Origin of the sequence: Xanthomonas arboricola pv. populi, from assembly GCF_002939945.1 — a bacterium.
Taxonomy (GTDB): Bacteria; Pseudomonadota; Gammaproteobacteria; order Xanthomonadales; family Xanthomonadaceae; genus Xanthomonas; species Xanthomonas arboricola_A.
Genome location: NZ_MDEB01000006.1, coordinates 277,686 through 299,493 on the forward strand (window position 1 = coordinate 277,686; position 21,808 = coordinate 299,493).

At 66.8% G+C, this 21,808-nt stretch carries 21 protein-coding genes; 7 read left to right on the top strand and 14 right to left on the bottom strand.

The genetic code is table 11. The features are described from left to right. Positions 1-3: 3 nt before the first annotated feature. Together argS and radC are read right to left on the bottom strand one after the other, a co-directional pair. Positions 4-1,692 carry an arginine--tRNA ligase gene (gene argS, locus XaplCFBP3123_RS16570; protein WP_104535007.1) on the bottom strand — a complete coding sequence of 563 codons (1,689 nt, stop codon included), beginning with the start codon at positions 1,690-1,692 and terminating at the stop codon, positions 4-6. A gap of 86 nt (positions 1,693-1,778) precedes the next feature. Beyond that, complete coding sequence (radC, locus tag XaplCFBP3123_RS16575) at positions 1,779-2,456, bottom strand: RadC family protein (protein WP_104535008.1); 678 nt, start codon at positions 2,454-2,456, stop codon at positions 1,779-1,781. Between the two features lie 96 nt (positions 2,457-2,552). Here radC and coaBC point away from each other — a divergent pair, with 96 nt between their 5' ends. From coaBC to XaplCFBP3123_RS21535, 3 genes are read left to right on the top strand one after another with little or no spacing between them, the layout of a single operon-like run. Continuing rightward, positions 2,553-3,821 carry a bifunctional phosphopantothenoylcysteine decarboxylase/phosphopantothenate--cysteine ligase CoaBC gene (gene coaBC, locus XaplCFBP3123_RS16580; RefSeq protein ID WP_104535009.1) on the top strand — a complete coding sequence of 423 codons (1,269 nt, stop codon included), beginning with the start codon at positions 2,553-2,555 and terminating at the stop codon, positions 3,819-3,821. Beyond that, positions 3,818-4,285 carry a dUTP diphosphatase gene (gene dut / locus XaplCFBP3123_RS16585; RefSeq protein WP_104535010.1) on the top strand — a complete coding sequence of 156 codons (468 nt, stop codon included), beginning with the start codon at positions 3,818-3,820 and terminating at the stop codon, positions 4,283-4,285. Before coaBC ends, dut begins: the two co-directional genes overlap by 4 nt. 13 nt (positions 4,286-4,298) lie before the next feature. Further along, on the top strand, positions 4,299-6,644 hold the full coding sequence (locus tag XaplCFBP3123_RS21535; protein WP_104535011.1) for a phosphomannomutase/phosphoglucomutase: 2,346 nt from the start codon (positions 4,299-4,301) through the stop codon (positions 6,642-6,644). A gap of 261 nt (positions 6,645-6,905) precedes the next feature. On the opposite strand, the gene XaplCFBP3123_RS16595 is transcribed toward XaplCFBP3123_RS21535, so the two are convergent. The 10 genes from XaplCFBP3123_RS16595 to pyrE form a co-directional block, all read right to left on the bottom strand. Beyond that, on the bottom strand, positions 6,906-7,439 hold the full coding sequence (locus XaplCFBP3123_RS16595; RefSeq protein WP_104535012.1) for a hypothetical protein: 534 nt from the start codon (positions 7,437-7,439) through the stop codon (positions 6,906-6,908). A gap of 289 nt (positions 7,440-7,728) precedes the next feature. Continuing rightward, the gene (locus tag XaplCFBP3123_RS16600) at positions 7,729-8,070 is read right to left on the bottom strand and encodes a lipid-A-disaccharide synthase N-terminal domain-containing protein (protein ID WP_104535013.1); all 342 of its coding nucleotides are present in this window, start codon (positions 8,068-8,070) and stop codon (positions 7,729-7,731) included. Then, the gene (locus tag XaplCFBP3123_RS16605) at positions 8,070-8,792 is read right to left on the bottom strand and encodes a glycosyltransferase family 2 protein (protein ID WP_104535014.1); all 723 of its coding nucleotides are present in this window, start codon (positions 8,790-8,792) and stop codon (positions 8,070-8,072) included. Before XaplCFBP3123_RS16605 ends, XaplCFBP3123_RS16600 begins: the two co-directional genes overlap by 1 nt. An 89-nt stretch (positions 8,793-8,881) precedes the next feature. Continuing rightward, positions 8,882-9,847: an NAD-dependent epimerase/dehydratase family protein gene (locus XaplCFBP3123_RS16610; RefSeq protein ID WP_104535015.1), complete on the bottom strand. Its 966-nt coding sequence runs from the start codon at positions 9,845-9,847 to the stop codon at positions 8,882-8,884. Between the two features lie 48 nt (positions 9,848-9,895). Beyond that, positions 9,896-10,621, bottom strand: a complete 726-nt coding sequence (locus XaplCFBP3123_RS16615) for a suppressor of fused domain protein (protein ID WP_104535016.1) — start codon at positions 10,619-10,621, stop codon at positions 9,896-9,898. Positions 10,622-10,664: 43 nt separating this feature from the next. Beyond that, entirely contained in the window at positions 10,665-10,973 is a 309-nt protein-coding gene (locus XaplCFBP3123_RS16620) for a helix-hairpin-helix domain-containing protein (protein WP_104535017.1), read from the bottom strand. A gap of 34 nt (positions 10,974-11,007) precedes the next feature. Then, positions 11,008-11,925: a ParB/RepB/Spo0J family partition protein gene (locus tag XaplCFBP3123_RS16625; protein WP_104535018.1), complete on the bottom strand. Its 918-nt coding sequence runs from the start codon at positions 11,923-11,925 to the stop codon at positions 11,008-11,010. Next, complete coding sequence (locus XaplCFBP3123_RS16630) at positions 11,925-12,722, bottom strand: ParA family protein (protein ID WP_104535019.1); 798 nt, start codon at positions 12,720-12,722, stop codon at positions 11,925-11,927. Before XaplCFBP3123_RS16630 ends, XaplCFBP3123_RS16625 begins: the two co-directional genes overlap by 1 nt. A gap of 115 nt (positions 12,723-12,837) precedes the next feature. Further along, positions 12,838-13,503 carry a hypothetical protein gene (locus XaplCFBP3123_RS16635; RefSeq protein WP_146091367.1) on the bottom strand — a complete coding sequence of 222 codons (666 nt, stop codon included), beginning with the start codon at positions 13,501-13,503 and terminating at the stop codon, positions 12,838-12,840. A 22-nt stretch (positions 13,504-13,525) separates the two neighbouring features. Beyond that, positions 13,526-14,185, bottom strand: coding sequence for an orotate phosphoribosyltransferase (gene pyrE, locus XaplCFBP3123_RS16640; protein ID WP_104535021.1), 660 nt, complete (start codon positions 14,183-14,185; stop codon positions 13,526-13,528). A gap of 122 nt (positions 14,186-14,307) precedes the next feature. Here pyrE and XaplCFBP3123_RS16645 point away from each other — a divergent pair, with 122 nt between their 5' ends. The 3 genes from XaplCFBP3123_RS16645 (at position 14,308) to XaplCFBP3123_RS16655 (ending at position 17,015) form a co-directional block, all read left to right on the top strand. Then, entirely contained in the window at positions 14,308-15,108 is an 801-nt protein-coding gene (locus XaplCFBP3123_RS16645; RefSeq protein WP_104535022.1) for an exodeoxyribonuclease III, read from the top strand. 325 nt (positions 15,109-15,433) lie between these two features. Beyond that, positions 15,434-16,729, top strand: coding sequence for an AmpG family muropeptide MFS transporter (locus tag XaplCFBP3123_RS16650; protein ID WP_172453322.1), 1,296 nt, complete (start codon positions 15,434-15,436; stop codon positions 16,727-16,729). A gap of 58 nt (positions 16,730-16,787) precedes the next feature. Then, positions 16,788-17,015, top strand: a complete 228-nt coding sequence (locus tag XaplCFBP3123_RS16655) for a hypothetical protein (protein ID WP_104535023.1) — start codon at positions 16,788-16,790, stop codon at positions 17,013-17,015. Positions 17,016-17,272: 257 nt separating this feature from the next. Here the strand turns inward: XaplCFBP3123_RS16655 and XaplCFBP3123_RS16660 are convergent, their stop codons facing one another. Together XaplCFBP3123_RS16660 and XaplCFBP3123_RS16665 are read right to left on the bottom strand one after the other, a co-directional pair. Beyond that, on the bottom strand, positions 17,273-18,415 hold the full coding sequence (locus XaplCFBP3123_RS16660; RefSeq protein WP_104535050.1) for an anhydro-N-acetylmuramic acid kinase: 1,143 nt from the start codon (positions 18,413-18,415) through the stop codon (positions 17,273-17,275). A 280-nt stretch (positions 18,416-18,695) separates the two neighbouring features. Beyond that, positions 18,696-20,114: a M23 family metallopeptidase gene (locus XaplCFBP3123_RS16665; protein ID WP_104535024.1), complete on the bottom strand. Its 1,419-nt coding sequence runs from the start codon at positions 20,112-20,114 to the stop codon at positions 18,696-18,698. Between the two features lie 170 nt (positions 20,115-20,284). On the opposite strand from XaplCFBP3123_RS16665, the gene tyrS reads away from it, so the two are divergent. Continuing rightward, positions 20,285-21,496 carry a tyrosine--tRNA ligase gene (gene tyrS / locus XaplCFBP3123_RS16670; RefSeq protein ID WP_104535025.1) on the top strand — a complete coding sequence of 404 codons (1,212 nt, stop codon included), beginning with the start codon at positions 20,285-20,287 and terminating at the stop codon, positions 21,494-21,496. Positions 21,497-21,808: the final 312 nt, after the last annotated feature.

A 21,808-nucleotide genomic window follows, 5' to 3' on the forward strand; every position in this document is an offset into this window, starting at 1 on the left:
GGCTTACATCTTTTCTGGGGCGCTGACGCCAAGCAGTTCCAGGCCGTTGGCGAGCACCTGTTGCGTGGCGACGGCGAGGGTGAGCTTGGCGTCGCGCTCTGCGGCATCGTCCACCAGCAGTTTGGTGTTGTGATACCACGTGTGGAAGGCGTGCGCCAATTCACGCAGGTATTGCGCGATCTGGTACGGCTCCAGCGTCTGGCCGGCGATTTCCACCACCTCCGCATAGCGCGACAGCTCGACCATGACGTTGAGCGAATGCTCGTCGTCCAGGCGCGCCAGCTCGGCCAATCCATGCGCCTGCTCGTACTTGTAGCCTTTTTCCTGCGCCTGCCGCAGCACGCTGCACACGCGCGCATGCGCGTACTGCACATAGAACACCGGGTTGTCGTTGCTCTGCTGACGGGCCAGGTCGATGTCGAAGGTGAGCTGCGAGTCGGGCTTGCGCGCGATCAGGAACCAGCGCACCGCATCGGCGCTGGTTTCTTCGATCAGGTCGCGCAGGGTGACGTAGCTGCCGGCACGCTTGGACAGTTTCACTTCCTCGCCGCCGCGCATCACCGTGACCATCTGGTGCAGCACGTACTCTGGCCAGCCTTGCGGGATGCCCAGTTCCAGCGCCTGCAGGCCGGCGCGCACGCGCGTCAGCGAGCCGTGGTGGTCCGCCCCCAGCTCGGTGATCGCACGCTCGTAGCCGCGCTGCCACTTGGTCAGGTGGTAGGCCACGTCCGGCACGAAGTAGGTGTAGGTGCCGTCGGACTTGCGCATCACCCGGTCCTTGTCGTCGCCGAAGTCGGTGGACTTCAACCACAACGCGCCGCCTTCCTCGTAGGTATGGCCGGAGGCGATCAGCTTCTGCACGGCCTCTTCGACCTTGCCGTCCTTGTACAGCGAGCTTTCGAGGAAATAGATATCGAAATCGACGCGGAACGCGGCCAGGTCGTGGTTCTGCTCGTTGCGCAGGTAGGCCACGGCGAAGCGGCGGATCGCGTCGAAGTCGGCAGGATCCTTGCCGCCGGTGACCAGATGGCCTTCCAGGTCGACAGTGTCGCCGGCCAGGTAGGCGTTGGCCACATCGGCGATGTAGTCGCCGCGGTAGCCGTTCTCCGGCCAGCCGTCGCTGTCGGGGGTGAGCCCTTGCGCGCGCGCCTGCACCGACAGGGCCAGGTTCTCGATCTGCACGCCGGCATCGTTGTAGTAGAACTCGCGCTTGACGTTCCAGCCGTTGGCATCGAGCACGCGCGCCAGGCTGTCGCCGATCGCCGCGGCGCGGCCGTGGCCGACGTGCAGCGGGCCGGTCGGGTTGGCCGAGACGTATTCCACGCCCACCGAGCGGCCGTTGCCGGCCAGCCCGCGCCCGTAGTCGTGGCCCTGCTTGAGCACATGCGCCACTTCGCGCTGGTAGGCGGTGGGGGCGAGGTGGAAATTGATGAAGCCCGGGCCGGCGATCTCCACCTTGGCCACGTCGTCGCTGGCCGGCAATGCGGCGACCAGCGCCTGGGCCAGCGCGCGCGGGTTGCTGCGCGCAGGCTTGGCCAGCAGCATCGCGGCATTGGTGGCGAAGTCGCCGTGCTCGCGCGTCTTGGGTCGCTCGACCACAAAATCCGGCGGCAGGGTGTCGGCAGGCAGGGTGCCGTTGGCGCGCAAGGCTTCGATGCCTTGGCCGATCAGTGCGCGGAGTTGGGCTTTCACGTGGGATCTGCTTGGAACGAAACCAGCGATTTTACCCGACCGCGCCCCCCGGGGTCGGGCCGATGGTTCAGGTCGCCGCCGCGCGCTCATCCCAGCCAGCCGCGCTCGGCCAGCGACACCGGTCGCCCGTCGCCGATCACGAAGTGGTCCAGCAGGCGGATATCCACCAGCTCCAATGCATCCAGCAGACGCCGGGTGACCGCGCGGTCGGCCTCGGACGGTTCCGGGTTGCCGGACGGATGGTTGTGCCCGACGATCACCGCTGCGGCGTTGTGCAGTAGCGCCCGCCGCACTACTTCGCGCGCATGGATGTCGGCACCGTCGATGGTGCCGGTGAACACTTCCTCGAAGGCGATGGCGTGATGGCGGGTGTCCAGGTACAGCACCGCGAACACCTCGTAGGGGCGCGGACGCAGCCGTTGTGAAAAGTAGCGACCGACGCTGGGCGGGTCGCTTAGCGCATCGCCGCGTTCCAGTGCGCTCAGCAGGTGGCGATGCGCCAGTTCCAGCGCCGCACTGAGCTTGCAGGCCGAGGCCGGACCCAGGCCGGGCAGGCGCGCCAGCGCGGGCGCCGTGAGGTCCAGCAGCACCCGCAGCGGGCCGTGGCGAAGCAGCAGGTCGCGCCCGGTCTGGACGGCGTCCTGGCCGCGCAGGCCGGAGCCGACAAAGATCGCCAGCAGCTCGGCATCGGACAGGGCAGGCGCCCCGCGCGCCAGAAGTTTCTCGCGCGGGCGTTCGTGAGTGGGCCAGTCGTGAATGTGCATATGGCGAGATTGCCGGTGCTCATCGCTCACGCCTATCAGGCCGGACGAGGGCATCGGCTAATCTAGTTGTCCTTGTAACCGTAGGACGACTCCGACGTGATCGGCTCCACTCAGGCCCGCCCCCTGGACGGACAGCGCTTGCTGCTGTGCGTCGGCGGAGGCATTGCCGCTTACAAATCGCTCGAACTGGTCCGTCGCCTGCGCGACGCCGGCGCACTTGTACAGGTCGCCATGACCAGCGGCGCGCAGCAGTTCGTCACCCCGCTCAGCTTCCAGGCCCTGTCCGGGCAGCCCACCCGCACCACGCTGTGGGATAGCGCCGCCGAGCAGGCGATGGGACATATCGAACTGGCGCGCTGGGCCGATCAGGTGGTCGTCGCCCCGGCCACCGCCGACCTGCTGGCGCGGCTGGCGCATGGCCTGGCCGACGATCTGGTCAGCACGCTGTGCCTGGCCACCACCGCGCCGCTGACCGTGGCCCCGGCGATGAACCACCGCATGTGGCTGCACCCGGCCACGCAGGCGAATGTGGCGACCCTGTCCGCACGCGGCGTACGCGTGGTCGGTCCCGATGACGGCCCGCTGGCCGAAGGCGAGTCCGGCCCCGGCCGGCTGGCCGAGCCGGCGGCGATCATTGCCGCCCTCGCCGGCGGTGCCGGCCGCGCTGCGCCGCTCGGCTCCAAAGGCGCTGCCGCCCCGGCATTCGTGCCCAGCAGCGCGCAACTGGACGGCCTGCGCATCGTGATCAGCGCCGGCCCCACCTTCGAGGACCTGGACCCGGTGCGCTACGTCGGCAACCGCAGCAGCGGCAAGATGGGCTATGCCCTGGCCGCCGCCGCCGCAAGCCAGGGCGCCGACGTGGTATTGGTCAGCGGCCCGGTGCACCAGGCCACCCCGGCCGGCGTGCGGCGGATCGACGTGCGCTCGGCTGCGCAGATGCGCGATGCGGTGCTGGGCGCATTCCCGGCCGACATCTACATCGGCGCCGCCGCGGTGGCCGACTACACCCCCAAGCGGGTGGTTGCGCAGAAGATCAAGAAAACCGGCGAGACGCTGACCCTGGAACTGGTGCGCACCCCGGACATCCTGGCCGAGGTCGCCGCGCAGACCGGTGCGCTGAAGCTGGTGGTCGGTTTTGCCGCCGAGACGCACGACGTGGAGCATTACGCGCGTGGCAAGCTGGCCGCCAAGCGGCTGGACCTGATCATCGCCAACCAGGTGGGGATCGAAGGCGGCGGCTTCGAAAGCGACAACAACGCCGCTACCGCCTACTGGCAGGGCGGCGAGCGTGCCTTCCCCAGCAGCAGCAAGACCGAATTGGCCGACCAACTGTTGGCCCTGATCGCGGAGAGATTGCAGGCATGAGCACCCCGACCCAGTCCTTGCAGGTGAAGCTGCTCGACCCGCGCTTCGGCGATCTGTGGCCGCTGCCGGCCTACGCCACCGACGCCAGCGCAGGCATGGACCTGCGCGCCGCGCTGGAAGCGCCGATGACGCTGGAACCCGGCGATGCGGCGCTGATTCCCAGCGGCATCGCGATCCATCTGGCCGACCCGCAGCTGTGCGCGGTGATCCTGCCGCGCTCGGGCCTGGGGCATCGCCACGGCATCGTGCTTGGCAACGGCACCGGGCTGATCGACGCCGATTACCAGGGGCCGTTGCTGATCAGCACCTGGAATCGCGGCCGCGCCGCCTTCACCATCGAGCCGGGCGACCGCATCGCACAGCTGGTGATCCTGCCGATCGTGCGCGTGGGCTTGCAAGTGGTGGATACTTTCGTCGACAGCGCGCGGGGAGCGGGTGGATTCGGCCACACCGGCGTGCGCTGACGGGGGACGTCACATGAGCAAGGCGAACGAGCGCAGGCAGTCGATGTCCAGCGTGCGTACGAGTGGTCCGGTGTTGGGGGGGGTGTTAGTGCTGCTGGCTGCCTGGTTCGGCTGGAGCAGCTACACGCAATGGCGCCAGGATGCGATTGCGCAGGACCTGGAACAGGCGCGCGACCGCGCCGTGCATGACGTCAGCCAGGCCATGGCGCAGCAGGCCAGCCAGCTCGACGCCGTGCTCAAGCAGCCGCAGGTCATCGCCGCGTTGGCCAATGGCGACGCGCTGGCGGCGGCCTCGAGCATCCGCGAGCGCTTCAAGGGCGCCGAGGACGTGCAGGTCCTGCCTGGCGACCTGACCGCCGCCTACGACAATCCCAAGGACTTCGGTTACGCGCGGATGAGCCTGCTCGAGTCGGCATTAGTGGCCGAGCGTGCCCAGGTGCACGTGGTGCGCGACGCCAAGCAGGTCCGTCTGGGTGTGGCGGCAGCGGTGCGACTGGGCGCGCAGCCGGCGGTGGCGTACGCGCGCCTGCCGTTGTTGCGTCTGACCGGCCCGCTGGATGCGATCGCAGCGCCCGGCAGCGCCTATCTGGCCTTGCGTCAGGGCAGCTACAACGTCGCCCAGCAGGGCGATGTGGCGCTGGCCGATGCCGCCGAGACCCTGGCCAGGCCATTGGGTAACAGCGGCCTGCGCGTGGCCGCTGCGGTGCCGCAACGCGATGACGGCCCGCTGGGTCTGGGCACCGTCGGCTGCGCGATCGTGGCCGCGCTGCTGCTCGTCATCGCCGTGCTGCTGGTGCTGGCCAGCCGTGGCCGCGTCGCCCTGCCGCGTCGCCGTGTGGCCGGCGAGCCGAGCGCCGACGAACCCACCTTCAGCCAGAGCCTGCAGCACGACGCCAGCCTCGCCAGCCAAGCGCGCGCGCTGGACGCAGATGCGCCGTCCGCGCCGCCGGCGCTGGTGCCGGCCGTGCAGGTCGCCACCGAGATGTTCCGCGCCTACGACATCCGTGGCGTGGTCGGCAAGGACCTCAATCCCGGCGTCGCCGCGTTGATCGGCCAGGCCATCGGCAGCGTGATGCAGGCGCAGGGCCTGCGCGAGGTGGTGGTCGGCCGCGATGGGCGGCTGTCGGGCCCGGAGCTGGCCAACGGCCTGATCGACGGCCTGCGCCGCGCCGGCTGCCAGGTGATCGACATCGGCCTGGCGCCCACCCCGGTGGTGTACTTCGGCGCCTACGAACTGCGCGCCGGCAGTTGCGTGGCGGTCACCGGCAGCCACAATCCGCCCGACTACAACGGTTTCAAGATCGTGATCGGTGGCGAAACCCTGTCCGGGGCGGCGATCGTCGAACTGCACCAGCGCATCAACGAAGGCCGCCTGCACATCGCGGCAACGCCTGGCGATGTGGAACAGCGCGACATCAGCGACGCCTACATCCAGCGCATCGCCGACGACGTGCAGCTGGACCGCCCGATCAAGGTCGTGGTGGATGCGGGCAACGGCGTGGCCGGCGATATCGCGCCGCGCCTGCTGGAAGCCATCGGCGCTGAGGTCATCCCGCTGTACTGCGAGATCGACGGCACCTTCCCCAACCATCACCCCGACCCGAGCGAGCCGCACAACCTCGACGATCTGGTGAAGATGGTGCAGCGCTTCGATGCCGATATCGGTGTGGCCTTCGATGGCGATGCCGATCGTCTGGGCGTGGTCACCAAGCAAGGCGCCATGGTGTTCCCGGACCGTCTGCTGATGCTGTTCGCCGCCGATGTGCTGCAGCGCAATCCCGGCGCGTTGGTGATCTACGACGTCAAGTGCACCGGCAAGCTGTCCGACTACGTGCTGCGCAATGGCGGCAGCCCGTTGATGTGGAAGACCGGGCACTCGCTGATCAAGGCCAAGATGCGCGAGACCGACGCCGAACTGGCCGGCGAGATGAGCGGGCACTTCTTCTTCAAGGAGCGCTGGTACGGCTTCGACGACGGCATCTATGCGGCCGCACGCCTGCTGGAAATCCTGGCCCAGCGCGAGCAAACCCCGTCCGAGGTGTTGGATGCCTTGCCCGAAAGTGTGTCCACCCCGGAAATCAAGGTGCCGGTGGACGGCGATGCGCACGCACTGGTCGCGCGCTTTGTCGAACGTGCGCAGGCCGGCGAGGAATCGCCGTTCGAATCGGCGCGGCTGTCGACGATCGACGGACTGCGTGCGGACTTCGCCGACGGCTGGGGTCTGGTGCGCGCCTCCAACACTACCCCGGTCCTGGTGCTGCGCTTCGAGGCCGACACCGAAGCCGCATTGCAGCGGATCCGCGGGGTGTTCCGCAACCAGTTGCAGGCCCTGCTGCCGGAGCATCCGCTGGAATTTTGAGCGGCCGGTAAATGCGGGGACGCCTGCCCTGCCAGCATGACGGCAGGGCAGGTCGTGACACCGCGGTTGCCGATCACACCGTGCTCGGCGCTGGCAGATGCAGGCGATTGCCGTAGTACGCAGCCGCTGTGACACGCATAGGCGACCGACGACAGACCTTGGTCGAACAGACCTCGCCCGAACAGATATCCGTCAAAGCCGACAGGCAAAGACGCGCATCTGTACGTCTTGCTCTAGCCGGACGATCGCATGCGATCACGGTCACCTGCCTCCCAGACTTGCCTGTCGTGCGCGATCATCTGGCGCTGGAATCACGGCGCCGTCTCCGGCGTTGTCGTGCAACAGCCAGATCGCGTCCCAGTACGGATATCCCCCGATCTGCGCGGCCAGCCCTGCGCGTAACGGCAACGCCACCAGCGCGCGCGCGAACTGTCGATGGTCGTCATGCGGCGCAAGCGCCGACGCCTGCATCTGCGGCTGCCACACCGTCCCGCCCCGGCCACGTGCGCGATTGACCGCCCCGGCGGCGACCTGCCGCGCAACGGCAGCCATGTGCAGCAGTGCAGCCTTGCCCGGTGCCTGCAGCAGCGCACACCAGCAGTCGGGCAGCAGCACCCAGCACAGCAACTGCGCACCCTGCCAATGACCGGCCGCCGCCAGACTAGCCGCCGCCGCCCGCGCGCAACGCCAGTCGGCAAACAACGGCACCTGCTGATGCGTGTGCAGCCGCAAATGCCAGTGCGCCGCAATCGGCGCCGACCCGGACAAAGGACGATGGAGGAGCGCGCTGGACATAAGCACAGCATGCCGATGAGCAAACAGTCGCAGCAGCGGCGACGCACCCCATTTCAGGTCGGTAACCATCGCATCGCGACGTACGGAAAAACGCGTTGCCCCCCAGCCATCGGGCGCCTGGCGTTATCCACCGCAAAGCAAGAGCCGATGCAGCGTGCTCCATCGGCTCAGTTACGCTGCCGGCATCACCTCAAAGCCTGGAGACTTGGATCACCAATCACCAATCACCAATCACCGTTAACCGCACCCGCGAACTCCGATTCCCCAATCCCAAATCCCGATTCCCCGCTCAATGCATCGCCCGATCCCGCTTCCACCCGCGATGCTTCACATCCAGATACAGGCTGTAGAACGCGGTGAACGCCGGGAACAGGTTCTGCAGCACGCCCACCGAATCCTGCTTGGCCGAGAACACGAAATAGCTCAGCGTCATCAGGCTGCCGACCACGCTCATGTACCAGAACATGCGCGGGATCACCGGCTTGCCGGCGCGCTTGGAAGCGACAAACTGCACCAGCCAGCGGCCGCCGAACATCAGTGCGCCCACATAGCCGATCAGCTTCCAGCCGGTGACATGCAGCCCGGTCCAGTACAGCCAGGTCAACGGTTGGTCCAGCCAATGCAGTTCCATCAGCGCTCCTGCACCACGGTACGCCTGCTGCGGGTGATCAACCAGGCCACGCCGCGCAGGTCGCGGATGCCGACCAGCGCGCGATTGAGGTTGTTGTACTTGGACACGCCGGCGGTGCGATGGCGGTGGTGCACCGGCACGCTCACCGTGCGCCAGCCGGCGCGCTGCATCAACGCCGGCAGATAGCGGTGCATATGATCGAAGTAGGGCAGGTCCAGAAACGCCTCGCGTTCGAACAGCTTGATGCCGCAGCCGGTATCGGGGGTGTTGTCGTGCAGCATGCGCGAGCGGATCGCATTGGCCCACTTGCTGGCCCAGCGCTTGGACCCCGAATCCTGACGGTTGACCCGCCAGCCGGCGAACAGCTTCACCTGCGCATCGGCACTGGCGCGCGCGGTCAACAGTTTGGGAATATCGGCAGGATCGTTCTGGCCGTCGCCATCGAGCGTGGCGATCCAGCCCGCACGCGCGGCCTTTACGCCGTTGCGCACCGCCGTGCTCTGGCCGCTCTGGGTCACGTGATGCAGTACACGCAGTTCCGGCGTGGTGGTCTTCAGGCTTTGCAGCACCGCCAGGGTGTCGTCGCGCGAGTGGTCGTCGACATAGACGATCTCGAACGCCACCAGCCCGCGCAAGGCGGCGACGATTTCGCCGACCAGCGCGGCGACGTTATCGCGCTCGTTGAACACCGGGACGACAACGGAAAGCTGAGGTTGGCTCATGGATTCGTGGTGGCCAGATGAAGGCTGAGCGAAAAAGATCGCGCATTGTGCCCTGACTGTCTGAGTCAGGCATGAAGCGAACGCGCGCCCTAGGCACGATCGCCGAAATAACGGCGGCACCAGTCCACCACCTGCGGCAGGCCGCGCTCGACCGGGGTGGCCGGCTCGAAGCCGAAGGCGGCCTGCGCGCGCTGCGTGTCGGCCATGGTACGGATCATGTCGCCCGGCTGCATCGGCCGGTAGACCTTCTCGGCCGGGCGCCCGGCGGCCTGGGCGATCACGTCGATGAAGTACTCCAGTTCCACCGGGGTGTGGTTGCCCAGGTTGAACACCCGGTGCGGCACCGGCTCGTTGCCGGGCGTGTCCAGCGCGCCCAGCACGCCGGCCACGATGTCGTCGACGAAGGTGAAATCGCGCTGCATCCTGCCGTGGTTGAACACCTCGATCGGCCGCCCCGCCAGCACCGCGCGGCTGAAGATCAGCGGCGCCATGTCCGGCCGGCCCCAGGGCCCGTACACGGTGAAGAACCGCAGCCCGGTCGCGCGCAGGCCGTACAGCTGCGCATAGGTATAGCCCATCAGCTCGTTGGCGGCCTTGGTCGCCGCATACAGCGAGCGCGGCTGGTCCACGCGCTGGTCTTCGGAAAACGGCGGGGTGGCCGAATCGCCGTAGACCGAACTGCTCGACGCATACACCAGGTGCTGCACGCCGCGGTGCCGGCACAGCTCGAGCATGTTGACGAAGCCGACCAGGTTGCTGTCGACGTAGGCGGACGGATTTTCCAGCGAGTAACGCACCCCGGCCTGCGCGGCCAGATGCACCACGCGCGTGGGCCGGATCTCATCGAACAGCGTGGCCAGGCCATCGCGGTCGGTCAGGTCCAGCGTGCGGATGTCGATGCCCGGGCACAACGCCGCCACCCGGTCGCGCTTGAGCTGCGGGTCGTAGTAGCTGTTGTAGTTGTCCAGGCCCACCACCGACTCACCGCGCGCAGCCAGCGCGCGGCAGGTGTAGGCCCCGATGAAACCGGCGGCGCCGGTGACGAGAATGGTCATTGCAATGGTCCTGGAGATGTCGAAAGCAGGCGAGCGGGCAAGCGGGGCTCAGAACAGCCCGAAGCGCTTCTTGGCGACGTTGACGCGATCAAGCGCAATGATGTCCCCAATCCCCTTGGCATCGAAGCGATTCAGCAACGCGTCGCTGCCGTCCTTCAGTTTCAGCGCCATCTCCTCCGGGTACAGCGGCACCACCGTCATGAACACGATGGTCTTGTCGGCATCGATGACCAGGCGCGCAAATCCCTCAGGCGTGCTCACCGGCGGCAGCACGATGGCGCCATCGAAGCGCACGCCGGGTGCGTAGGGTTCGGCCGGATGGCCATTGGGAATGGTGTGGCCGAAGCCCAGCCAGGTCTCGAACTTGTGCGGCAGCCGGGCCAGGGTCTTGAGCAGGCGGATCGGCCAGTAGTGGCGCGGGTCTTCGAAGTCGCGCTGGTCCATCGGCCAATCGGCGGGCAGGCTCAGCATCAGCTCCATGTACTGCGGCGCTTCCACCCCTTCGGGCAGGGTCATCGGCAGGTCGCTCATGCCCGAGGTCACCAGCCGCAGGTAGGGGACGTCCTCGGTGGCGGGCACCACATGCACGTCCAGATGTACGGCGTCGGAGACGATTTCGTGCAGAACGCCCGAGATCGGTCCCAGATGCTGCTCGATGTGTGCGCTGATCCGCTCGATGCAGTCGCCGCCGTGTGCCGGCGCGAACTCCCTTTCCTGCGCGTGCAGCATCATCGTGCTGCCGCCCGGGCTGATCTGGTCGTCTTCAGTGCTCATGGGTTGCTCCTGTTGATGGCAGCGCCTGATCGCGTGCGCGCACTCACCCCAGCCTGAGCGGTGCTTCGCTGGCCAGCGTTGCCTTGCGTTCGGCGCTGAACGCCCACCACGGCTGCGGCGCCTCTCCTTGCATGAAGCGCGTGATCGACAGGAATACGTCGATCACGCACGGGTCGTGCAGCACACCGGTCCGCAGGCACAGCTGCGCATACATGTCGTAGGCATCGCGACCGCGCAATTGCGCGGCAACGCGGATGCCGATCCGCTGCAGATCCTTTTCGCAGGCCGGCCCCACGTTCGGCAGGTCGGTCAGATGCAGCAGGTGCTTGCGATCGACCTTGGCGGGATTCATTGCCGGGGATGCTCCTGGTGCGTGCGCAGAGAACTCAGCTGCGCTGCACGCGCAGGCGTTCGAGCACGCCGTCCAGCGTGTCCAGGTCGGTGTAGTGGATCACCAGCTTGCCCTTGCCGCCGCGGCCGTGGTTGAACACCACCTTGGTGCCCAGCGATTCGGACAGTTCGGTTTCCAGCGAGGCGATATCGGCCTGCGGCGCGGCGGTGGCCGGCTTGCCCTTGCGCAGCGCGCCGGGCACCTTGCCGGCGGCGAACTGCTGCGCACGGTGTTCGACCTCGCGCACCGACCAACCCTGGTCGGCCGCTTCCTGCGCCAGCTTGCTGGCCAGCTCCGGCGCCAGGGTGAGCAGCGCACGCGCATGGCCCATTTCCAGACGGCGGGTTTCCAGCAGCACGCGGATGGCCACCGGCAATTCCAGCAGCCGCAGCAGGTTGGACACCGACGCACGCGAACGACCCACCGCACCGGCGGCCTCGGCGTGGGTCAGCGAAAATTCGTCGATCAAGCGCTGCAGCGCCTGCGCTTCTTCCAGCGGGTTGAGGTCTTCGCGCTGGATGTTCTCGATCAGCGCCATCGCGATGACGGTGCGGTCGTCCAGTTCGCGCACCACCACCGGGACGTCGGTCAGCCCGGCCAGCTGCGAGGCGCGCCAGCGACGTTCGCCGGCCACGATCTCGTATTGCCCCGGCGCCAGCTCGCGCGCCACGATCGGCTGGATCACCCCCTGCGCCTTGATCGACTCCGCCAGCTCGGCCAGCTTGACCTCGTCCATCTCCTTGCGCGGCTGGTACTTGCCCGGCTGCAACTGGGTGACCGGCAACTGGCGCAAGCTGTCGCCCGGTTGCAACGCTTCCTCGCTGGCTGCGCTCGGCGCCGCTGCGGTCGGTCCCAACAGCGCTTCCAGGCCACGGCCCAGACCGCGCTTCTTTGCGGGGATCGGCTTGTTCATCAGACGGTCTCCACGGGCCGGTAGGCCTTGTTGCGGTCGTTCTGGCGGCGCAGGATTTCGCCGGCCAGCCCAAGGTAGGCCACGCCACCGCGCGAGGTGCGGTCGTAACCGACGATGCTCTGACCATGGCTGGGCGCCTCGGCCAGGCGCACGTTGCGCGGCACGATGGTGCGGAACACCTTGTCGCCGAAATGCTCGGTCAGCTCGGCCGACACCGCATTGGCCAGGTTGTTGCGGATGTCGAACATCGTGCGCAGCACGCCTTCGATTTCCAGTGCCGGATTGAGGTTGGCGCGCAACGCCTCGATGGTTTCCAGCAGCGCGGTCAGTCCTTCCAGCGCGTAGTACTCGCACTGCATCGGCACGATGATCGAATCGGCCGCGGTCAAGGCATTGAGCGTCAGCAGCGACAACGCCGGCGGGCAGTCGATCAGGATGAAGTCGTACTCGTCGCGGATCGGTGCCAGTGCGCGCTTGAGCCGTTGTTCGCGCTCGCCCTGATCCATCAGCTGGATCTCGGCAGCGGTCAGGTCGATGTTGCCCGGCAGCAGGTCGAAGCCTTCCGGCGCGGTGACCCGGATCTCGGCGGCGGTGTTTTCGCCCAGCAACAGGTCGCAGGTCGAGGCGGCCACATCGCGCTTGTCGATGCCGCTGCCCATGGTGGCGTTGCCCTGCGAGTCCAGATCCACCAGCAACACACGCTTGGGCGCGCGCGCCAGGCCGGCCGCCAGATTGACCGCGGTCGTGGTCTTGCCGACGCCGCCTTTCTGGTTGGCAATGGCGATGATCCGGGCCATGCGGGAGAGCCTCGTGGGCAGGGAGTAAGACCGGCCATTATGCGGGCAGGGCGTCGGATCGGGAAATGCCGCCCGCCGCGGGGCGCTGCACGGGCGGCAATGACGGCTGCACCGGTCAGCCGGTGGGCGCAGCGCCGGCGGGCGGTTCCTTCATCGCCCGGTAGCGCTGCAGGATGTCGGCGATCTCGCCGTCCAGCGCCACCCGTTGCTGCTCGAAGCTGGTCTGCAGACGCAATTGCGCCATCAGTTCGCGATGGCGTTGCTGGATGTCGGCGGCCAGCTTGTCGGCCACCGCCTGGCCGGCCAGTTCACGGTCGCCGGCGCTGCGCAGCATGCTGGCCAGCCCTTCGCGCAGGCTGGTCACATTGAAGCGCGCGGTGTGGATGTTGTTGTCGACGATGGCGATGCGCTCGTTGAACACCCGGCGCAGGTCGTCCTCGCTCTGGTAGGACATCAACATCGCCTGATCGGTGCGCTGGCGCATCTGCTCGGCGGCCAGATCTGCCTGGCGTTGCTGCTCGCTGGCCGCAGCGGCGGCCCGCTCGTCGCCGCTCATGGCGCGCTGCACCTCGGCGCTGCGCAGGCCGCTCCTGGCGTTGAATTCGTCGCGCGCCTGGTTGACTGCTTCAGGCGGCAGCGTATCGCTGCACACCCGGGCACCGTTCTGGTTCCAGCAATACAGCTTCTTCTCGGCCGGCTTGTCCTGCGCCATGGCAGGCACGACGACAGCGGCCGCCGCAACGGCGACGAGTAACGCCAAACGGGTGTGTCTCGGCATCATCGCAGCCCCCTGTCGCCTGCCGTCAGCCTGTGGTGTCGGTGCCGTAACGGCCACGATAGGCCAGCAGCGGTTCCCGGAAGCCCACAAGGTCGGCGTTTCCCGCCGCAAAAGCAAGCAGGTCGCCCAGGTTGGCCACCGCGATCACCGGGATGCCGGCCTCGGCCGCCACCGCCTGCGCGGCCGAGCGGCGATCCTGCTCGGAGGCGATCTCCTGCCGGTCCAGCGCCACGACGATCCCGGACGGAATGCCGCCGGCGCCACGGATGATGCCCAGCGCCTCGCGGATCGCGGTACCGGCGGTGATCACGTCGTCGACGATCAACACCTTGCGCCCCTGAAGCGGCGCACCGATCAGGCTGCCGCCCTCGCCATGGTCCTTGGCTTCCTTGCGGTTGAACGCCAGCGGCAGATCGCGCCCGCGCCCGGCATAGGCGCAGGCCAGCGCGGTCGCCAGCGGAATGCCCTTGTAGGCTGGCCCGAACAGCAGATCGAACTCCACCCCGTCCGTATCGATCGCATCGGCATAGCACTGCGCCAGCTGCGCGGTCTTGGCGCCCGAATCGAAGCGCCCGGCATTGAAGAAATACGGACTGAGCCGCCCGGACTTGAGCGTGAACTCGCCAAAGCGCAGGGCATCGGCGCCCAGGGCCAGCTGCAGGAAACGGGTGCGGTGGTCGGTCATTGGACGGGAATGGGGAATAGGGAATCGGGAATGGTAAACGCATCGCGCCTCGGCAGCCTTCCGCATGCGCCTGGGGTAGGCTTTACGATTCCCCATTCCCAATTCCCCATTTCCCGGCCCTTATGCGCATCATCAGTTTCAACGCCAACGGCCTGCGCTCGGCCGCCAGCAAGGGTTTCTTCGAGTGGTTCGCCGAGCAGGACGCCGACGTGCTGTGCGTGCAGGAGACCAAGGCCCAGGAGCATCAGCTGGCCGGTCCCACGTTCCTGCCCGCCGGCTACAAGGCCTGGTTCCGCGACGCCAGCACCAAGAAGGGCTACAGCGGCGTGGCCATCTACAGCAGGCACGCGCCCGATGAAGTGCGCACCGCGCTGGGCTGGCCCGAGTTCGACGAAGAAGGCCGCTATGTCGAAGCGCGCTTCGGCAACCTCAGCGTGGTGTCCTTTTATATCCCTTCCGGCTCTTCGGGCGAGTTGCGTCAGGGCTACAAGTTCCAGGTGATGGAATGGCTGCGGCCGATCCTGGAGCAGTGGCTGGCCAGCGGCCGGCAGTACGTGCTGTGCGGCGACTGGAACATCGTGCGCTCGGCGCTGGACATCAAGAACTGGAAGTCCAACCAGAAGAATTCCGGCTGCCTGCCGCCCGAGCGCGACTGGCTCAACGGCCTGTGCGCCGATGCGCTGGAAGACGCCAGCGCCGCCAGCGGCCGCGGCTGGGTCGATACCTACCGCGTGCTGCATCCCCAGGGCCAGGACTACACCTGGTGGAGCAACCGCGGCGCGGCGCGCACCAACAACGTCGGTTGGCGCATCGACTACCAACTGGTCACCCCCGGCCTGCGCGACAAGGTGAAGGCCTGCTCCATCTACCGCGAGCAGCGCTTCTCCGACCACGCGCCGTACATCGTGGATTACGCGGAGTGAGTCAGGACCCGGCAGTGCCTTATGACAGGCAGCGTGCGCGTCTTGCCGGCACCGCGCTGGACCTGGCTGGCGACATCGCCGGCCGGCATCGTGGCTGGCAGGGCAGGGTGATGGCTAGTCGCCCTCGCTCGCCTTCGAGCGGCCTGACGCCGCCGATGACGACATCGGGCATCGGCGCGCTATCGCGCCACGCCGGTACCGCAGATGCCGGGTCTGCGGACACGATCCGGGACACGCCGTGTGCCTGTGGCAGCTCGCTTCCTGCGACGACAAGACGTATTCGTTCGGCCGCGCCGGTCGCCTTCCGCTTGCAGCGGCCACGCGCATGACCAAGCCGACTCCTCCCTACAAGGGCTGGCGCGGCATCCGGCACGCCTTCGCCACGCCATCGGCCGCGACCATGGCGCTGCTCGGTTTCGGCAGTGGGCTGCCGTTCCTGCTGATCGCCTCGCAGACCCTGTCGACCCGGTTGCGCGATGTTGGCCTGGATCTGGGCAGCATCGGCCTGATCAGCCTGGCCAGCTTCTTCTATCTGCTCAAATTTCTGTGGGCACCACTGATCGATCGCTATGCCTTCCCGCTCACCGCATTTCTGGGGCGCCGGCGTTCCTGGCTGCTGGTGGCGCAGATCGGCGTCACCATCGGCTTGTTCGCGCTGGCGTATTCGCGCCCGGACCTCAGCGTGACCGGCTTGATTGGCTGGGTCTTGTTTGCCTCGTTCTGGGGTGCCACCCAGGACTCGGTCGTGGATGCTTACCGCATCGAAATCGCCCCGGATGCGGCGCAGGCCGCGCTGGCAGCGACTTACACGCTGGGCTATCGCATCGGCCTGATCCTGGGCGGGGCGGGTGCGCTGTACATGGCCGAGTACCTGGGCTGGACCTGGGCCTACGTGGGCATGGCGGCACTGATGCTGCTGCCGATCACCACCACCTTGGTGTGCCGCGAGCCCGACCGCCCCGAGGCCACGGTGGTGCGTCGCGTCGACTTCGCGGGTGCATTTTGGCAGCCGATTTCCAGTTTCTTTTCCAGCAATGGCCTGGCGCTGGGCATCGTGCTGCTGCTGTTCGTGGGCTTGTACAAGTTCCCCGATCAGGTCATCGGCGTGATGGCAGGGCCGTTCTATCTGGACTCGGGCTTTACCAAGGCCGATATCGCCACAGTCTCCAAATTGTTCGGTGTCTGGATGGGGATCGTGGGCGCGTTTGCCGGCGGCGCGGCAGTGGCGGCGTTCGGCTTCCGGCGCATGCTGCTGGTCGCCGCCCTGGGCGTGGCGCTGTCCAATCTCGCCTTCCTGCTGATGGCGCATAACCCCGGTAAACTGTGGGCGTTCTATGCCGCGCTCAGCGCCGACAACCTGTTTCAAGGCTTCGCTGCCACGGTGCTGGTGGCCTTCATGTCCTCGCTGACCGACCGCAACTTCACCGCAACCCAGTATGCGTTGCTGGTCTCGCTGGCGAATCTGCCCGGCAAGTTCGCCGGCGGGATTTCGGGCTTTGTGGTCGAGGCGACGTCTTACAGCACCTTCTTCATCTTCAGCGCCCTCACCGTGATTCCCACCCTGGCATTGCTGGCCTGGCTGTGGCCACGCCTGTTGGCGCATGACCGGCGGCCGGATTGAAACGTCCGCCAAGGTTGCCGATGATGCGGGCGGGGCAGTGCAGTGCACGAGGAAAGGCATGACCGATCTGGTGTTGCGGGACATCGCTCCATTGCTGGTGGACAGGATTCGTCGCATCTCCGTCGCACGCGGCTGGACCCAGCACCAGACCGTGATGCATCTGCTCGAACAGGGCCTGTTCGCAAGCGAATACGAAGTCACCGGTGGCCTGCAACACGCGGAAGCCGATGCCCTGGCCGAAGCGATTGCCGCGCTCAAGGCGCTGCCGGCGGGGAATAATCCGTAGCGCTGCAAACCGTCAGCCAGCGCTGCCAGACGTGCGAATCCACTCGGCGCGAGGATGTTGTGCGAATGCGGATGGTTCGGTCACAAGCCCTTGCATGCTGCCGAGAAGGGCCCGGACTCCTGTGCATTCGCCGGCTTCAACCGCGCACGTCACCGCCACTCCTGGTCAATTGAGCGCTGGTCGCGTCGCAGAATGCGAGGCAGGGCATCATCAGGAAGCCACGTTATTGGCATCAAGCTCAAGCCGATCCGGGCCACTTACGCCGGATAGATCGCCCCCAGCAACCGCGGCCCGGCTGCCCCGGTCACCGACGGCAGATTGGCCGCCTGGCCTGCGAGCAGCTCCGCGGCCAACCATGCGAACCCCATTGCCTCCAGATAGTCCGGATCCAGCCCATGCCGCGCGCTGGATTCCACCACCGCGCCCGGCAGTCGCGCCGCCAGTCGTGTCATCAACACCGGATTACGCACCCCGCCACCGCACACCAGCACCCGGCGGGTCTCGGGCTGTAGCCGCAGCAACGCGTCGGCGACACTGGCCGCGGTCAGTTCGAGCAGGGTCGCCTGCACATCGGCCGCGGACAGCGCCACGTTTCCCACTGACCGCATCGCCTGCATCGCCCAGTCCAGATGGAACTGCTCGCGTCCGGTGCTCTTGGGCGGCGCCAGCGCAAACCACGGGTCGGCCAACAACGCCTGCAGCAGTGCCGTATCGACGCGCCCGCTGGCGGCAAACGCACCATCGGCATCGAACGACGTGCCGCGATGTTGCTGGCACCAGCTGTCCAGCAATGCGTTGGCCGGGCCGGTATCGAAGCCCAGCACCGCCCCATCGCGCGGGATCAGCGTCAGGTTGCCGATGCCACCCAGATTGAGCACCGCACGATCTTCATCGCCCGCGCCCAGCATGGCCAGGTGGAAGGCCGGCATCAGCGGCGCGCCTTGACCGCCGGCAGCCACATCGCGACGGCGGAAATCGGCCACCGTGGTGATGCCGGTGTGCTCGGCAATCCGGCTGGCATCGCCGATCTGCCAGGTGAAGGCCGGATCGGCCTGGGGTCGATGCCGAATGGTCTGCCCATGCGAGCCGATCGCGCGAACGCGCCCACGCGCGATGCCGCTGTCGCGGATCAGTTGATTGGCCGCGGCCGCAAACGCCAGCCCTACCTGCGCATCCAGGTGTCCAAGCGCATCGATGGCGATCATGTCGGCGCCCTGGCCCAGCATCACCAGCGTCTCGCGCAGCTGCGGCTCCCAGGCCACCGTCGTGCCGGCAACCAGTTCGCAGCGTCGCTGCCCGTCGTCGGTAAAGCGCACCAGCGCAGCATCGATGCCGTCGGCGCTGGTGCCCGACATCAGGCCCAGATAGAACGGGGATTCCAGGTGTTCCGGAGCAGACATGCCAGAGCCAGTTGCACAGTGGTCGTGCAGCTTGTGCAGCCGGCGCAGGAGAGTCAACCGGCCTTGCGCGCAGCGCGGTGGAACGATGGGCGATGCGCTCGCCAGGCAAGCGCTCCACCCGTGGCGCCGACTGTCGCGTCGGCACCACGGGGTCCACTAGTCGCTGGCAGCAACCCGGCGCCGTCTGTGGCGTCGCGTGAGCTAAAACCCCACGCGAACGGGTGCGCAGTCGTCCGGTCTGCAGTTGCCAGTCGGCGGCTGAGAAGTCAGCCGCGCCGACTCAACCGCGCGGCTTGCCCCTGGCAGGCTTGCCGGCGTCGGCGTAGATCACCTTCTCCATGCCTTCGATACGCGCCAGCGCCGGCGCCGTCTGCGCGCGGAAGGCGGCCAGCTCGGCGCCCTGCAACGGCTCGGGCGGCGGCATGGTCACCGACATCGGGTTGCGCTGCTGGCCGGCGACACGGAATTCGTAATGCAGATGCGGGCCGGTCGCCAGGCCGGTCATCCCGACATAGCCGATCACCGTGCCCTGGTTGATGCGTTGGCCGGCCTTGATCTTGCCGAAGCGCGACATGTGCCCGTACAGCGTGCTGAAGTTCTTGCCGTGGTCCAGGATCACCACATTGCCGTAGCCGCGCTGGGTTCCGGCGAACACCACCCGCGCGTCGCCAGCGGCCATGATCGGCGTGCCCGAGGCTGCGGCATAGTCCACGCCCTTGTGCATGCGCATCGTGCCCAGCACCGGATGCTTGCGCGCGCCAAAGGTCGAACTGATGCGGCTGTAGGCCACCGGCATCCGGATGAAGCTCTTCTTCAACGGCCGGCCGGTGAGGTCGAAATACTCGGCCGGTTTGCCGGCACGCTCGAAGCGGAAACCGGTGTAGGTCTTGCCGCCGGTGGTAAAGGTCGCCGCCAGGATGTCGCCGGTGTTGATCCGCTCGCCTTCGCGCCAGGTCTCGTCCATCACCACGCTGAAGCGATCGCCCGGCTGCAGATCCTTGTCGAAGTCGATGTCGTACTTGAAGATCTCGTCGGTCATGATCGCCACCGCCGCCGGCGACAGCCCCGACTTGCCGGCAGACGCGTACAGCGAGCTGCTGATTTCCCCGCTTGCCACCACCGTGCGCGTGGTCGTGGCCCGCTCGGTGACGTTCTCGCGGACGCTGTCGCCCAGCAGGCGCAGCTCCACGCGGTGGCTGTCGTCGCGGTCGAAGCGCAATGCGCGCAGCTCGCCCGGCGTCGGCATGTCGAAGGCGATCTCGGCGCCCGGACGCAGCTTGGTCAGCGCCTCCTTGGTGCCTGGATGCGCCAGTACCTGGTACATCACCGCGGTCGGGATTCCCAATTCGCCGAACAAGGTACTCAGCGTCTGCCCCGATTTGACCTGCAGAATTTCCCAATCGGTGCTCGGCGCCAGCTGCTTGCGGCTCGGTACCAACGGCGGCAGCGGCAAGGCCAGCGTGGAATGGCTGGACAGCGGCGTATCGATGGCGTTGGAGAAGCCCGGCACAATCGTGGCCACCAGCGCACCAATGGTTGCGAACAGGCTGGCGTGGATCCAATGACGGCGCGTCCATTGGTCGTTGAATGCCGCCGGAAGATGCGCCTTGAGCTTGCGATGCAGGGCAGTGTCGTGGAGGACGTGGAGGCGTTCTTGAAAGCGCCGTTTGCGTGCACGGCCGTGCTCTGAGTTCTGCATCGTTCAAATTCCTCGTTGGCTCGAAGTGCGAGCCCAATCGCCGGTACCATAGACAGCCTGTAACAGCGCGTCAAACCATTGAGCCTGTTCAACATTTTCACTTGGCGCGGAATTAACCCGCGTTTAACATCGTTCACGTTGTTGACGGCAAACGCCGCTGGAGTCTGTGGTTGGCCACTATCGAAGAATCCCTCGCACTCATCGGTCGCGGTACCGACGAGATCCTCAAGCTCGATCAGCTCGAAGCGCGACTGAAGTCGGGCGTGCCATTGCGCGTCAAGGCCGGGTTCGATCCCACCGCGCCGGATCTGCATCTGGGTCACACCGTGCTGCTCAACAAGATGCGGCAGTTCCAGCAGCTGGGGCATCAGGTGATCTTCCTGATCGGCGACTTCACCGGAATGATCGGCGACCCGAGCGGCAAGAACGTCACCCGCAAGCCGCTGAGCCGCGACGATGTGCTGGCCAACGCGCGCACCTATGAGGAGCAGGTCTTCAAGATCCTGGACCGCGAACGCACCGAGGTGCGCTTCAACTCCGAATGGTTCGGCCAGATGAGCGCGGCGGACATGATCAAGCTGTCCGCGCAGCACACGGTGGCGCGCATGCTCGAGCGCGACGACTTCGCCAAGCGCTTCAATGGGCAGCAGCCGATCGCCATCCACGAGTTCCTGTATCCGCTGGTCCAGGGCTACGACTCGGTCGCGTTGAAGGCGGACGTCGAACTGGGCGGTACCGACCAGAAATTCAACCTGTTGATGGGGCGTGGCCTGCAGGAGCACTACGGCCAGGCCCCGCAGGTCGTGCTGACCATGCCGCTGCTGGAAGGCCTGGACGGGGTGGCCAAGATGTCCAAGTCGCTGGGCAACTACATCGGCATCAACGAGCCGGCCATCGACATCGTCACCAAGACCATGAAGATCGGCGACGAGTTGACTTGGCGCTGGATCGATTTGCTGTCTTTCGACATCAGCGTAGCCGAAGCAGCGCGCCTGAAGGCGCAGGTCGCCTCGGGTGAACCGCACCCGCGCGAGGTCAAGCTGCGGCTGGCGCGCGAACTCACCGCGCGTTTCCACGACGCTGCTACCGCAGAGCAGGCCATCGCCGGCTGGCACGCGGTGGTGACAGGGCAGGGCGACACCAGCCTGTTGCCGCTGCAGCAGGTCGCTGTACCGGCCGAAGGTCTGCGCATCGCAAGCCTGCTCACCGCTGCCGGCCTGACGCCGAGTAATTCGGAAGCCACGCGCAAGCTCAAGGAGCGAGCGGTCAAGATCGATGGCGAAGTGGTCGAAGATCCGGCGCGCCAGTTCGGGCCTGGCTTTGAAGGCGTCATCCAGGTGGGCAAACGTAATTTCGCCCGCGTGGCGCTGGTCAGCGCCTGAATTGCCGAAGGATTGCTGCGTGGCGGCAACTTACGCTCTGCGGTGACATCTATATAGAGGCGCCAGAACGCCCGAGCCGGAGCAGCGGTTTGCTGCAGCGGCCTAATAGGAAGTGTCACTGCAGACGAGAGGAAAATCGTGAAATTTTTTTCACAAACCCCTTCCCAAACTCCCCGGTTGGGCCTATAGTTCGCCTCCCCCGACGCAACGGCCCGCAAACGCGGAGCCAGAGCGAAAGGATTCGAAAATTCCTTGATTTGAGGGTGTTGACGAAACGGAAAAGCCGGCTATGATGGGCGGCTCGCTACACGG